Raw genomic sequence first — 12612 nt, 5'->3', positions numbered from 1 at the left:
TAACGCTCGAGGGTTGATCGCTTGAAATGCTTTGTAGCATTACCGGATATCAGCGCGATTAATACAAAGAGACAGGCCCCGTAAACCGGGGCCTGTGGCTTATTGTCGCACGATAAACTTCAGGTCACTGGGCGCGTCCATCGGCAGTTTCTGCACGGTTTTGCCGAGCAGACCGGCCTTGGCGTCGCGCTCGACGACGACAATTTCGTTGCTCTTCTGGTTGGCGATCAGCAGGAATTTGCCACTTGGATCGAGGCTGAATTCGCGCGGGTGATCGCCTTCCACTGAACGTTTTTGCAGTTCCTTGAGCTGGCCGGTTGCCGGATCGATACTGAAAACCAGTAGCTGATTGGCGGTACCACGGTTGCTGACGTAGAGGAACTTGCCATCGGCCGAGGCATGCAGCGCGGCGGCGGCTTTGTCCGAAGTCGGCTGACCGGCGGCCAGATCGACCAGTTGCGTCTGGGTCAGCACGCCATCGTGGTAGTCGAACACCGCGACCTGCGCGCTCATTTCCATGGTCAGCCAGGCATGTTTACCGTCCGCGCTGAACAGCAAGTGACGCGGGCCGCTGCCGGCCGGCAGGCTCACCGAAGCAGTTTTCGCCGGGGTCAACGGCAGCTCCGGGTTGGCTTTCGGGTCGAACTGATAAATGAAGACCTTGTCCGCCCCCAGGTCGTTGGAGAACACGTAGCGGCCATCCGGCGAGGACACCGTCGAGTGCACGTGGTTCGAGGCCTGACGCTCGGGGTTGACCCGGCTCGCCGGGTGCGCGCTCATCTGCACCACCGGTTTGAGTTTGCCATCGGCACCGACCGGCAACACCGCGAGGGTGCCGCCCGGATCTTCGACCACCGAATAGTTGCTGACGAACAGATGGCTGGCATCGCCGCTGAGGCTCGAATGGGTCGGCTCGTTGCCCAGGCTCTGCACTTGATTGATCAGCGTCAGGACGTGGGTCTTGGGATCGATCGAATAGCTGCTGACGCGGCCGACCGGGTCTTTCTGGCCGGGACCGTTTTCATTGACCACGAACAGCTGCTTCTGGTCTTTGGACAAGGTCAGCCATGACGGGTTTTCGCTCTTCACCACTTGCAGCGGCTTGGCGGCGATCTGGCCTGTGGCGCTGTCGAAATTCATTCGATAGATGCCCTGGCTGGTGCCGGCGGTGTAGGAGCCGACCAGCAATTGATAGCTCTCGGCGCTGGCACTGGACAGGCCCATCGCACCGACGCTGCCAGCCATCAGCAATGGCCAGAATTTACGCATGTTCATTAATTGTCATCCTCGTCGTCGCTGCTGCTGAGCACATCACCGAGGCACACCAGACGGTGTTCGCCAGTGGTCTTGGTGTCGCTGGCGTAGCCAATGATCAGCCAGCTCTGCAGGTCTTCGTCAAACGTCGCTGCTTCAACCTGAGCCGGCGTGAATTCCCAATGCTTGGCCTCTCGGCCGTCGATGCATTCAATGTGCAGGTTGTCGTCTTCGTCGAGGGCGAATTCGAAGGCGTGCAAGCCATCGATTTCGACCATGCCGCAGTGTTCGAGGGCGTTGAGAAGGGTTTGGGCAGTCATGGCAATCAAGTCTTTCAGGGAGGGAAACCGGCAATGATAGCTCATTGTTGACGCAGGACCCTGTGGGAGCTGGCTTGCCAGCGATGGCAATTTGTCAGACACATCAATGTTGAATGTGCCGTCCTCATCGCTGGCAAGCCAGCTCCCACAGGGAAATTGGCGGACCGTTACAACGCGTCGCGCGAGGGCTTGCCGTCTACCAGCCGTTGAATGCGCAACGGGTTGGCGTTTTTCAGCGGTTCCGGCAGCAAGCTATCGGGGTAATTCTGGAAGCATACCGGGCGCAGGAACCGATCGATCGCCAGCGTCCCCACCGAGGTACCGCGCGCATCGGAAGTCGCCGGATACGGCCCGCCGTGCACCATCGAATCACACACCTCCACACCCGTTGGATAACCATTGAGCAGGATTCGTCCGACTTTCTGTTCGAGCAGCGGCGTCAGTTCCGGGAAGCGTTCGAAGTCAGCCTGCTCGCCGATCATCGTCGCCGTCAGTTGGCCGTGCAGCCCCTGCAGCGCCGCGCTGAGCTCGGCCTTGTCCGCCACTTCGACGATCACCGTGGTCGGGCCGAACACTTCTTCCTGCAGCACTTCATCGCCGTTGATCAACAGGCTGACATCGGCCTTGAACAGTTGTGGCTGCGCCTGATTGCCCTGTTGCGGATTACCCGCCAGATGCTCGATGCCGGAATGTGCCAGTAACTTTTGCAGACCTTTGCCGTAACTGCCAAGGGTGCCGGCGTTGAGCATGGTTTGCGCCGGTTGGTCGCCAATCAGCCCGGCGACTTGCTGGACGAAGGCGCTGAACTGCGGCGAGCGAATACCAATGACCAAACCCGGATTGGTACAGAACTGACCGCAGCCCTGCACCACCGAGGCGGTCAGGTCGCGGGCGATGGCTTGCGAGCGCTCAGCCAAGGCTTGAGGCAGAACGATCACCGGGTTGATGCTCGACATTTCGGCGAACACCGGAATCGGTTGCGGCCGCGCCGCTGCCATGTCGCAGAGTGCCCGACCGCCCTTGAGCGAACCGGTAAAACCCACTGCCTGGATCGCCGGATGCTTGACCAGCCATTCACCGACGCCACCGCCGTAGATCATGTTGAACACGCCTGCCGGCATCGCGGTTTTTTCGGCGGCACGAATCAGTGCGTCGGCAACAAGTTCAGCGGTTGCCATGTGGCCGCTGTGCGCCTTGAACACCACCGGGCAGCCGGCGGCCAGCGCCGCAGCGGTGTCGCCACCGGCCGTCGAGAACGCCAGCGGGAAGTTGCTCGCACCGAACACTGCGACAGGGCCGAGGCCAATGCGGTATTGGCGCAGATCTGGACGCGGCAATGGCTGACGATCCGGCAACGGCAAATCGATTCGCGCACCGTAGAAATCTCCGCGCCGCAGGACTTTGGCGAACAGGCGCATCTGCCCGCTGGTACGCCCGCGCTCGCCCTGAATCCGCCCCGTCGGCAGCGCGGTTTCGCGGCAGACCAGCGCGACGAAATCATCACCCAAGGCATCCAGTTCATCGGCAATCGCGTCGAGAAATTGCGCGCGACGTTCGGCGCTGAGGCTGCGATAGGCCGGGTACGCTGCGGCGGCGGCTTTGGCGGCGGCATCGACTTCGGCTTCAGTCGCTTGAATGAATGCGTACGGCAGCTGTTCGCCAGTGGTTGCGTCGACGCTGTGCAGTGTCACGTTGCCCGCTGCGCTGCGCTGTCCGCCAATGAAGTTGTGTCCAAGAATCTGCGTCATGGGAGCTCCTTAAAGGGTGCCGATGCTGTCCGGTTGAAAGGCCGCTGCTGCCGGCGCGATGCCGTTGACCAGCGGTGCGCCGAATTCGGCCTGGCTGATTTCAAACTGGTCGCCCGGTTGGGTGCGGATGCCATCGGCGAACGACAGGGTCGCGGTGCCGAAAAAATGAATGTGCACGTCGCCCGGACGCAGGAACTGACGGTATTTGAAGTGGTGGTATTCAAGGTTGGCGAGGCTGTGGCACATGTTGGCTTCGCCGCTGAGAAATTCGTTTTGCCACAGCACTTCGCCGTTACGCAGGATGCGACTGCTGCCGGCCAGATGTTGAGGCAATTCACCGGTGCGCAGTTCCGGGCCGTAGCTGCAACTGCGCAGTTTTGAGTGGGCCAGGTACAGGTAGTTCTTGCGCTCCATGACGTGATCGGAGAACTCGTTACCCACGGCGAAACCGAGGCGATAGGGTTTGCCGTCGTGGCCAATGACGTAGAGCCCGGCCATCTCCGGTTCCTCGCCGGCATCCTCGGCAAACGGTGGCAACGGGAAGGCTTCGCCCGGACGCACGACGATGCTGCCGTCGCCCTTGTAGAACCATTCCGGCTGCACGCCCGTCTGCCCCGCCGCCGGTTTACCACCCTCCACGCCCCATTTGAAGATGCGCATGGTGTCGGTCATTTGCGCTTCGTCGCCGACCTGCTGGTGCATCTTGTCCCGCGCCGAGGCGCTGCCCAAATGCGTGAGGCCGGTACCGCTGACCAGCAAGTGCGCCGGGTCCGGGTGATCCAGCGGCGGCAGGATGCGCCGGTCTTTGAGCAACTGCGCATAGTCATGACTGATGCCCAGGCCGTGGGTTTGTACTTGCTGCTCCAGAGTGTTGCCGGCCTCAATCGCGGCCAGCGCGAGATCGCGTACGCTGCGGGCGTCCTGCACTTCGCGGATCAGACCGTTGTCGACCATACCGACTCGGCGCTCGCCGTTGATCAATTCGAATTGAACCAGATGCATAAATTTCTCCTGTAAACAAAACTTCGAAACACTGCAAAACCCTGTGGGAGCTGGCTTGCCAGCGATAGCAATCTGTCAGATACCGCTATGTTGGATGTGCCGCCGCCATCGCTGGCAAGCCAGCTCCCACAGGGTTTGCGGTGATGGTTCGTTTGATATCAGGTGCGGGTGGCGCTGCGTGCGCTGGCGGCGAATTGCTCGGTTGGCAGGACGTGTTTGCGCTCAAGCACGCGGTAAACCACGCCGGTCAAAATCAAACCGAACACCATCACTGCGCTGAGGAAATACAACCCCGAACCCAGATTCCCGGTGTATTCCTTCAATGCGCCAATCACGAACGGCCCGATGTAACCACCGAGGTTGCCCACCGAGTTGATCAAGGCGATCCCCGCTGCCGCACTCGCGCCGGCAAAGAACCGCCCGGGCAAGGTCCAGAACACCGCCGTGCAGGAAAACAGCGCGAACGCCACCAGACACAGCGCCGCCAGTTGCGCCACCGGCAGGGTCAGCCAGGCGCTGAAAAACAGGCCCAGTGCACCCAGCACATAGAGCACCGCCAGGTGGCCGTAGCGATCGTTCATGCGGTCGGAGCTGCGTGGCACGATCAGCAGACCAACGATGCCGAAGATGTACGGCACCGACGAGACGAAACCGGTGACCAGATCGCTGCCGCCGAACTGTTTGATCAGCGTCGGCAGCCACAGGCCGAGGCCGTAAATGCTCAGAGTCACCGGCAGGTAGAACAGCGCCAGCAGCAACACGCGTTTGTCCTTGAGTGCATGCAGCGGGTTGCCGTGACGGGTCTGGCCGTATTCCTGCAAATCCTTTTTCAGTTCGCCGGTCAGCCAGTCCTTCTCGGCCCGATCCATCCACTTCACGTTTTGCGGGCCATCGGGCAGCCAGCGCAGTACTGGCCAGGTCAGCAGGATCGCCGGGGTGCCGATGACGATGAACAGCCACTGCCAGCCGTGCAGCCCGAGGATGCCGTCCATGCCGAGCAAGCCGCCGGACACCGGGCCGGTGATCATCATCGCAATCGGTTGCGAAAGGATGAACAGGCCGAGGATCTTGCCGCGATGGCGCACCGGGAACCATTGGGTGATGTAGTACAGAACACCGGGGAAGAACCCCGCCTCCGCCGCGCCGAGCAGAAAGCGCATCACGTAGAAACTGTGCGGGCCCTGGACGAACGCCATGCCGATGGTGATCGCGCCCCAGGTGATCATGATCCGCGCGAACCAGCGCCGCGCACCGAAGCGTTCGAGCATCAGGTTGCTGGGGATTTCGAGAAGAAAGTAGCCAATGAAAAACAGCCCGGCACCGAGACCGTAGGCCGCATCACCGATGCCGATGTCAGCGCCCATGTGCAGCTTGGCGAAGCCGACGGCGGAGCGATCCACATAGGCGATCAGGTACAGCAGGATCAGGAAGGGAATCAGTTTCAGCGTGATGCGGCGGATAAGCCGCAATTCCTGGCTCATGGGATCGGTCTCCGATTGTTGTTTTTATAGAACCTCGGGGGACGCCTCTCGCGAAAAATCGCCAGGGCCAATCCCTCCGTCGAAAACGACTATATAGTAATACTAATTACCCAACAACACTTCCAAAGCGGCGATTTTGCGCTTATGTTTAGCCATGACTCGCAAACAATAGTCTTACAATAAGAGAATCGATCATGTCTGAGAAGAAACCCACCCTGCGCTCCGCCCAATGGTTTGGCACGGCCGACAAGAACGGCTTCATGTACCGCAGCTGGATGAAGAATCAGGGCATCGCCGACCACCAGTTCCACGGCAAGCCGATCATCGGCATCTGCAATACCTGGTCGGAACTGACCCCGTGCAACGCGCATTTCCGCCAGATTGCCGAGCACGTCAAACGCGGCGTGATCGAGGCCGGTGGCTTTCCGGTGGAATTCCCGGTGTTCTCCAATGGCGAGTCGAACCTGCGCCCGACCGCCATGCTCACCCGCAACCTGGCAAGCATGGACGTCGAAGAAGCGATTCGCGGCAACCCGATTGACGGCGTGGTGCTGCTGACCGGCTGCGACAAAACCACCCCGGCGCTACTGATGGGCGCGGCCAGTTGCGACGTGCCGGCGATCGTCGTCACCGGCGGGCCGATGCTAAACGGCAAGCACAAGGGCAAGGACATCGGCTCCGGCACGGTGGTCTGGCAGCTCAGCGAACAGGTCAAGGCCGGCACTATCACCATTGACGACTTCCTCGCGGCCGAGGGCGGCATGTCACGCTCGGCGGGCACCTGTAACACTATGGGCACCGCGTCGACCATGGCCTGCATGGCCGAAGCACTGGGCACGTCCCTGCCGCACAACGCGGCGATTCCGGCGGTGGATGCGCGGCGTTATGTGCTGGCGCACATGTCCGGCATGCGCGCGGTAGAGATGGTTCGCGAAGACTTGCGCCTGTCGAAGATCCTGACCAAGGAAGCCTTTGAAAACGCCATTCGGGTCAACGCGGCTATTGGCGGTTCGACCAACGCGGTGATTCACCTGAAAGCCATCGCCGGGCGCATCGGCGTCGAGCTGGATCTGGACGACTGGACACGCATCGGGCGCGGCATGCCGACCATTGTCGACCTGCAACCGTCCGGGCGCTTCCTGATGGAAGAGTTTTACTACGCCGGTGGTTTGCCGGCGGTGCTGCGGCGTCTCGGTGAGGCCAATCTGATCCCCAATCCGAACGCGCTGACCGTCAACGGTAAATCGCTGGGCGAGAACACCAAGGACGCGCCGATCTATGGCGAGGACGAAGTGATCCGCACCCTCGACAATCCGATCCGCGCGGACGGCGGTATCTGCGTGTTACGCGGCAACCTGGCGCCGCTGGGAGCGGTACTCAAGCCGTCCGCCGCGACCCCGGAATTGATGCAGCATCGTGGACGCGCAGTAGTGTTCGAGAACTTCGACATGTACAAGGCGCGGATCAATGATCCGGAGCTGGATGTCGATAAAGACTCGATTCTGGTGATGAAAAACTGCGGGCCGAAGGGTTATCCAGGCATGGCCGAGGTGGGCAACATGGGCTTGCCGGCCAAGCTGCTGGCCCAAGGCGTGACCGACATGGTACGCATCTCGGATGCACGGATGAGCGGCACGGCGTACGGCACCGTGGTTTTGCACGTTGCCCCGGAAGCCGCTGCCGGTGGGCCGTTGGCGGTGGTGCAGGAAGGCGACTGGATCGAGCTCGATTGCGCCAGCGGGCGTTTGCACCTGGACATTCCGGATGCCGAACTGGCGGCGCGCATGGCGGATCTGCAACCACCGCAGCAGCTACTGGTCGGCGGCTATCGTCAGCTGTACATCGATCATGTGTTGCAGGCGGATCAGGGTTGCGATTTCGACTTCCTGGTGGGTTGCCGAGGGGCGGAAGTGCCGCGCCATTCCCACTAACACCGTCACCCCTGTGGGAGCTGGCTTGCCAGCGATTACGGTCTGCCAGCTGACATTCATGTTGACTGACACCCCGCCATCGCTGGCAAGCCAGCTCCCACATTTGCTTTGTGTATCCACCTCAAGATTGTCTGGTGCCTGCTATGATGCGCGGCATCTCCATCGCTCAGGATCGCGCCGTTCCCCATGGATTACCGCAAACCTTCCGACCGTAAAAGCATGCACTCGCGAATTGTCCAGGAACTGGGCATGCAGATCGTCTCCGGACGTTTTTTGCCCGACGACAAACTGCCCGCCGAAGCACTGCTGTGCGAGGAATACGCGGTCAGCCGCCCGGTGTTGCGCGAAGCCACGCGAGTGCTGGTGGCCAAGGGGCTGGTGTACTCCAAACCACGCGTCGGCACGGTGGTCAAGGCGCGCCGCGAATGGCACATGCTCGACCCGGACGTGCTGCACTGGCTGATGCAAAGCAGTCCGCAGAATGAATTCTTCAATGTGCTGACCAGCGTGCGCAGCATCATCGAACCGGCCGCTGCCGCCCTCGCCGCCCAGCACGCGACCGAGGCCGACATCGCCGCCATCGGCGAGGCCTATCAACGCATGGAAGCCGCGCCGACCCCGGAGGCCTTGCTGCAACCGGACCTGGACTTCCATAGCCGGATTGCCGATGCGACGCACAACGATTTGCTGGCGAACCTGTGCAACATGCTTTCGGTGGCGATTGCCGAGGCGTTGAAGCATTCCAACCAGCGACCGAATCTGCATGAGCTGGCGTTGCCACGGCACAAGGCGATTCTTACCGCGATCGAGAACCGCGATGCACTGGGTGCCCGCCACGCGACGCTGGTGCAGCTGGATGATGCGCGCAGTGCGTTGAGTGTTGTGCTTGGGGCGGATCTTTCGTAAGCCTTGAGACCGCTTGCCCTCACCCTAGCCCTCTCCCCGAGGGAGAGGGGACCGATCCGGGAATATTGACGACCTACACCGACGTGAACGATTTGCTTTGAATCCATAATCGGCTGGTATCTCAAATCTCATGATTTGCTGTGAATCCATAATCGATTCGGTATTTCCAGGTCGATGTATCAAGCCGCACACCTCGGTCAGTCCCCTCTCCCTCTGGGAGAGGGCTAGGGTGAGGGGCATTTGATCTTGACTCATAAAAAAGCCGCAACCCTGAGGTTGCGGCTTTGTCGTTTCAGGCGTCCGGATCAGTGAGCAAACAGCGAGTTGCCCTTCTGCCCCGCCAGTTTCTCCGGCTTGATCAAGAACTTGGCCAGGGCCGGCAACAGCCACAGCGCACCGAACATGTTCCACAGCAACATGAAGGTCAGCATCAGGCCCATGTCGGCCTGGAACTTGATTGCCGAGAAGATCCAGGTGCACACGCCGATGGCCAGGCACAGGCCGGTGAACAGCACCGCTTTACCGGTGGATTTCAGGGTCTGGTAATAGGCTTCCTGCAACGGCAGACCGGCGCGCAGGAAACTCTCCAGACGGCTGTAGATGTAGATGCCGTAGTCCACGCCAATCCCCACGCCCAGTGCCACCACCGGCAGGGTCGCGACCTTGACGCCGATGCCCATGAACGCCATCAGCGCGTTGCCCAGCACCGAGGTCAGCACCAGCGGCAGGACGATGCACAGCGTCGCCGCCCATGAACGGAAGGTGATCATGCACATCACCGCCACGCAGATGTACACCAGAATCAGGATGGTCAGCTCGGCCTGTTTGATCACCTCGTTGGTGGCGGCTTCGATCCCGGCGTTACCGGCGGCGAGGATGAATTCCAGACCGTCCTTGTTGTTGGCCTTGGCGAATTCCTGCACCGCATGCACCGCGCGGTCGAGGGTTTCGGCCTTGTGATCGTTGAGGAAAATCAAAACTGGCGCCAGCGAACAGCTGTTGTTGTACAGGCCGTCGGCGCGGGCGATCGAGTTGTTCAGCACGTCCGGGTTGCGCGACAGGGTTTCCCATTTCAGGTTGCCCTCGTTCATGCCCTTGATCATCTGCTTGGATACGGTCACCAGCGAGATCGCCGACTGCACGCCCTCGGTGTTCTGCATCTTCCACATCAGTTCGTCGATCGGCGCCATCGCTTCGTAGCGCGAGCAACCTTCAGTGGCGGTCTTGACCATCACCACCAGCACGTCGGAACTGGTGGAATAGTTGTTGATGATGAAGTTGTTGTCCTTGTTGTAGCGCGAGTCCGGACGCAGCTCCGGCGCGCCCTGGTCGAGGTCGCCGATCTTCAGGTTCTGGCTGTACCAGAGGCCGCCGCCGAAGGCGAGCAGCGCCAGAGCAATCGAAACCGGGGCAACTTTCGGGCTGGCGAAATTCGACAGCAGGCGCCAGAACGGGTGCTCGCGGTTCGCGTCCTTCTTGCTCTTGGCAATCGCACGCTTGCTGATGCCGACATAGGAAATCGCCACCGGCAGCAGGATCAGGTTGGTGAACACGATGACCGCCACGCCGATGGACGCGCCAATTGCGAGTTCGCGGATCACGCCGATGTCGATGATCAGCAGAGTGATGAAGCCGACGGCGTCGGCGAGAATCGCGATCATCCCCGGCAGGAACAGTTGCCGGAAGGTACGCCGCGCCGCGGTCAGAGCGTTGTCCGCCTCACTCGACTGCAGGGCGATGCCGTTGATCTTCTGCACGCCGTGGGAAATGCCGATGGCGAAGATCAGGAACGGCACCAGCATCGAATACGGATCCAGCCCGAAACCGAAGAAGTGCATCAGCCCCAGTTGCCAGACCACCGCCACCAGCGTGGTGCTCAACACCGCAATGGTGCTGCGCAGGCAGTTGGTGAACCACAGCAACAGGATCAGGGTGATGACGAACGCGATGCCGAAGAACATCACCACCATTACCAGCCCGTCGATCAGGTCACCGACCTTCTTGGCGAAGCCGACGATGTGGATTTTGACGTTGGGGTTCTGCGCTTCGAACTTGTTGCGGATCTTGTCTTCGAGCTCATGGGAGAACTGGCGGTAGTCCAGCGCCAGCAGCTTGCCCTGATCCTGCGGGTCCGGGTAGGACTCCAGCAGCGGGATGTCGACGATGCTCGATTTGAAGTCGTTGGCCACCAGGCGCCCGACCTGCCCGGATTTGAGGACGTTGTTGCGCAGCATGTCGAGGCTGTCCGGCGAGCCGTCGTAGCTCTGCGGAATCACTTCCCCGCCGGCGAAACCCTCTTCGGTCACTTCGGTCCAGCGTACACTCGGACTCCACAGCGACTTGAGGCCGGAGCGGTCGACGCCGGAGATGTAGAACACCTCGTCGTTGATCTGGCGCAGGGTCTCCATGTACTCCTTGGAGAAGATGTCGCCGTCTTTGGCTTCCACCGAAATCCGTACGGTGTTGCCCAGGTTCGCCAGATCGTTGCGGTGCTCCATCATCTTCTCGATGAACGGATGCTTGAGCGGGATCATTTTTTCGAAACTGGTGGACGGCCGGATCAGCGTGGCCTGCCAGAACAGGAAAATGCTGACCACCAGGCAGATCAGGATCACGGCCGGGCGGTTGTTGAAAATCAGACGTTCGAGGAACGTCGCCTTGTCCTGATGATGAGTGCTCAAGGAAGTCATAGCCCCGCCTTCTTATTATTGATTTCGGCGCCGTTGGGCTGCGTGGTGTGCACGCCGCCCTGCCCGGTCAGAATCAGATTGCCGTCGCCGGCCGCTGTCACCGAGGACAGCGAAATGCGGTCCGGGCGGTTGAACACGCTGAAGGTTTCGCCGTTGTCGCTGCTGCTGATCACCGAGCCGCCGTTGCCGACGATCACGATCGAGCCGTCGGTGAGCAGCGTGGCGCCGGACAGACCGAACTCCAGCGCACCCCGCGCGGCTTTGAGTTCGACCTGCTGCCAGGTGCTGCCGAAGTCGCTGGAACGATAGAGATTGCCGCGCAGGCCGTAGGCCAACAAGGTCTGCGCCTGGGCGGTGCCGATCACGCCGAACAGCGAGCCTTGATATGGGCCCTGGAGTTTTTCCCAGGTCTGGCCCCAGTCCGGGGAGCGGAACATGCTGCCCTGCTCGCCGACGATGAACAGCCCGGTGTCCTTGACCGCCGCGATGGCGTTGAGGTGGAACTGGTCCTGGTTGTCGAGGCGGTCGCTGACGTCCTGCCAGTTCTTGCCGCCATCGGTGGTTTCCAGCAAGGCACCGTAGGCGCCTACGGCGACGCCGTGGTTGACGTCCTGGAACCAGACGTCGAGCAGCGGTGCTTCGCGCTTGAGGTCTTCGAACTGTTTGCTCCAGGTCAGGCCGCCGTCAGCGCTGGCGAGGATCTGCGCGTCGTGGCCGACCGCCCAGCCGTGCTTGTCGTCGACGAAGTACACCGCCGTCAGCAGTTGCCGGGTCGGCACCTTGGCCTGGGTCCAGGTCTTGCCCTGGTCATCGGAATAGAGAATGTGCCCGCGATCACCCACCGCCACCAACCGGGTGCCGGCGTGGACAACATCGAGTATCAGGCTTTTGGCGGCTTTGGCCGATTCGGTGGAATACACCCCGTCGGCGGGCGCTTCGGCGGCCAGAACGGGTGCCGACAAGGCAGCACAGCCCAGCAGTGTGAGTGCTGTGGCCAGCAACGCGGTGTTGCGTAACGCCGGCGGGCGGCAACGACTCATAGACCTTCCCCTATTTATTATTGTTAGGCCATTGGGCCTTAGGGCGCCGCAAGGGTGCTCGTGGTGACTGATGGGTCACAAGCATAGCCGTGAAACCCGCAGTCCAGAGCGCCTTGGGAAGCTGGCTCATCCTATCGGGCTTTGGAAACGTCTGACAATCGGTGCCACGTTATCTTTTGTTAACCAAATGACCCCGACACAACCCCCTGTAGGAGCTGCGGCACGCTGCGATCTTTTGAT

The 12612-nt window shown here is 61.0% G+C and carries 9 protein-coding genes; 2 read left to right on the top strand and 7 right to left on the bottom strand.

Annotation, left to right across the window (positions count from 1 at the left end):
- Window positions 1-99 precede the first annotated feature (99 nt).
- The 5 genes from B1722_RS01075 to B1722_RS01055 all read right to left on the bottom strand — a co-directional run bounded on the left by B1722_RS01075 (window position 100) and on the right by B1722_RS01055 (window position 5805).
- Complete coding sequence (locus B1722_RS01075; protein WP_086790939.1) at window positions 100-1275, bottom strand: lactonase family protein; 1176 nt, start codon at window positions 1273-1275, stop codon at window positions 100-102.
- Window positions 1275-1619 carry a DUF5629 family protein gene (locus B1722_RS01070; RefSeq protein ID WP_174376873.1) on the bottom strand — a complete coding sequence of 115 codons (345 nt, stop codon included), beginning with the start codon at window positions 1617-1619 and terminating at the stop codon, window positions 1275-1277. The genes B1722_RS01075 and B1722_RS01070 overlap by 1 nt, the downstream gene beginning before the upstream one ends.
- Before the next feature lie 122 nt (window positions 1620-1741).
- Entirely contained in the window at window positions 1742-3322 is a 1581-nt protein-coding gene (locus B1722_RS01065; protein ID WP_041062504.1) for an aldehyde dehydrogenase (NADP(+)), read from the bottom strand.
- 9 nt (window positions 3323-3331) lie between these two features.
- Window positions 3332-4324 (bottom strand): AraD1 family protein, encoded by a 993-nt coding sequence (araD1, locus tag B1722_RS01060; protein WP_086790938.1) that lies wholly within the window; start codon window positions 4322-4324, stop codon window positions 3332-3334.
- Between the two features lie 158 nt (window positions 4325-4482).
- Window positions 4483-5805, bottom strand: a complete 1323-nt coding sequence (locus B1722_RS01055; protein ID WP_041062509.1) for an MFS transporter — start codon at window positions 5803-5805, stop codon at window positions 4483-4485.
- A 194-nt stretch (window positions 5806-5999) separates the two neighbouring features.
- Between B1722_RS01055 and B1722_RS01050 the strand changes: the two genes are divergently transcribed.
- Together B1722_RS01050 and B1722_RS01045 are read left to right on the top strand one after the other, a co-directional pair.
- Complete coding sequence (locus B1722_RS01050; RefSeq protein ID WP_027613081.1) at window positions 6000-7736, top strand: IlvD/Edd family dehydratase; 1737 nt, start codon at window positions 6000-6002, stop codon at window positions 7734-7736.
- A 186-nt stretch (window positions 7737-7922) separates the two neighbouring features.
- Window positions 7923-8642 (top strand): FadR/GntR family transcriptional regulator, encoded by a 720-nt coding sequence (locus B1722_RS01045; protein WP_041062520.1) that lies wholly within the window; start codon window positions 7923-7925, stop codon window positions 8640-8642.
- Window positions 8643-8947: 305 nt separating this feature from the next.
- On the opposite strand, the gene B1722_RS01040 is transcribed toward B1722_RS01045, so the two are convergent.
- Window positions 8948-11332, bottom strand: a complete 2385-nt coding sequence (locus tag B1722_RS01040) for an RND family transporter (RefSeq protein ID WP_086790937.1) — start codon at window positions 11330-11332, stop codon at window positions 8948-8950.
- Window positions 11329-12372, bottom strand: a complete 1044-nt coding sequence (locus B1722_RS01035) for a YCF48-related protein (RefSeq protein WP_086790936.1) — start codon at window positions 12370-12372, stop codon at window positions 11329-11331. Before B1722_RS01035 ends, B1722_RS01040 begins: the two co-directional genes overlap by 4 nt.
- Window positions 12373-12612 lie beyond the last annotated feature (240 nt).

The organism is Pseudomonas sp. SCPG-7 (genome assembly GCF_002156405.1).
In the GTDB taxonomy this organism is placed as follows: Bacteria; Pseudomonadota; Gammaproteobacteria; order Pseudomonadales; family Pseudomonadaceae; genus Aquipseudomonas; species Aquipseudomonas parakoreensis.
The sequence above is the reverse complement of the archived record's forward strand: the minus strand, read 5'-3'. Positions and strand labels throughout refer to the sequence as shown.

Excerpts from the sequence above, each read along its gene's own strand:
- B1722_RS01075 (WP_086790939.1), bottom strand. The coding sequence starts at position 1,275 with ATGAACATGCGTAAATTCTGGCCATTGCTGATGGCTGGCAGCGTCGGT.
- B1722_RS01070 (WP_174376873.1), bottom strand. The coding sequence starts at position 1,619 with ATGAGCTATCATTGCCGGTTTCCCTCCCTGAAAGACTTGATTGCCATG.
- B1722_RS01065 (WP_041062504.1), bottom strand. The coding sequence starts at position 3,322 with ATGACGCAGATTCTTGGACACAACTTCATTGGCGGACAGCGCAGCGCA.
- araD1 (WP_086790938.1), bottom strand. The coding sequence starts at position 4,324 with ATGCATCTGGTTCAATTCGAATTGATCAACGGCGAGCGCCGAGTCGGT.
- B1722_RS01055 (WP_041062509.1), bottom strand. The coding sequence starts at position 5,805 with ATGAGCCAGGAATTGCGGCTTATCCGCCGCATCACGCTGAAACTGATT.
- B1722_RS01050 (WP_027613081.1), top strand. The coding sequence starts at position 6,000 with ATGTCTGAGAAGAAACCCACCCTGCGCTCCGCCCAATGGTTTGGCACG.
- B1722_RS01045 (WP_041062520.1), top strand. The coding sequence starts at position 7,923 with ATGGATTACCGCAAACCTTCCGACCGTAAAAGCATGCACTCGCGAATT.
- B1722_RS01040 (WP_086790937.1), bottom strand. The coding sequence starts at position 11,332 with ATGACTTCCTTGAGCACTCATCATCAGGACAAGGCGACGTTCCTCGAA.
- B1722_RS01035 (WP_086790936.1), bottom strand. The coding sequence starts at position 12,372 with ATGAGTCGTTGCCGCCCGCCGGCGTTACGCAACACCGCGTTGCTGGCC.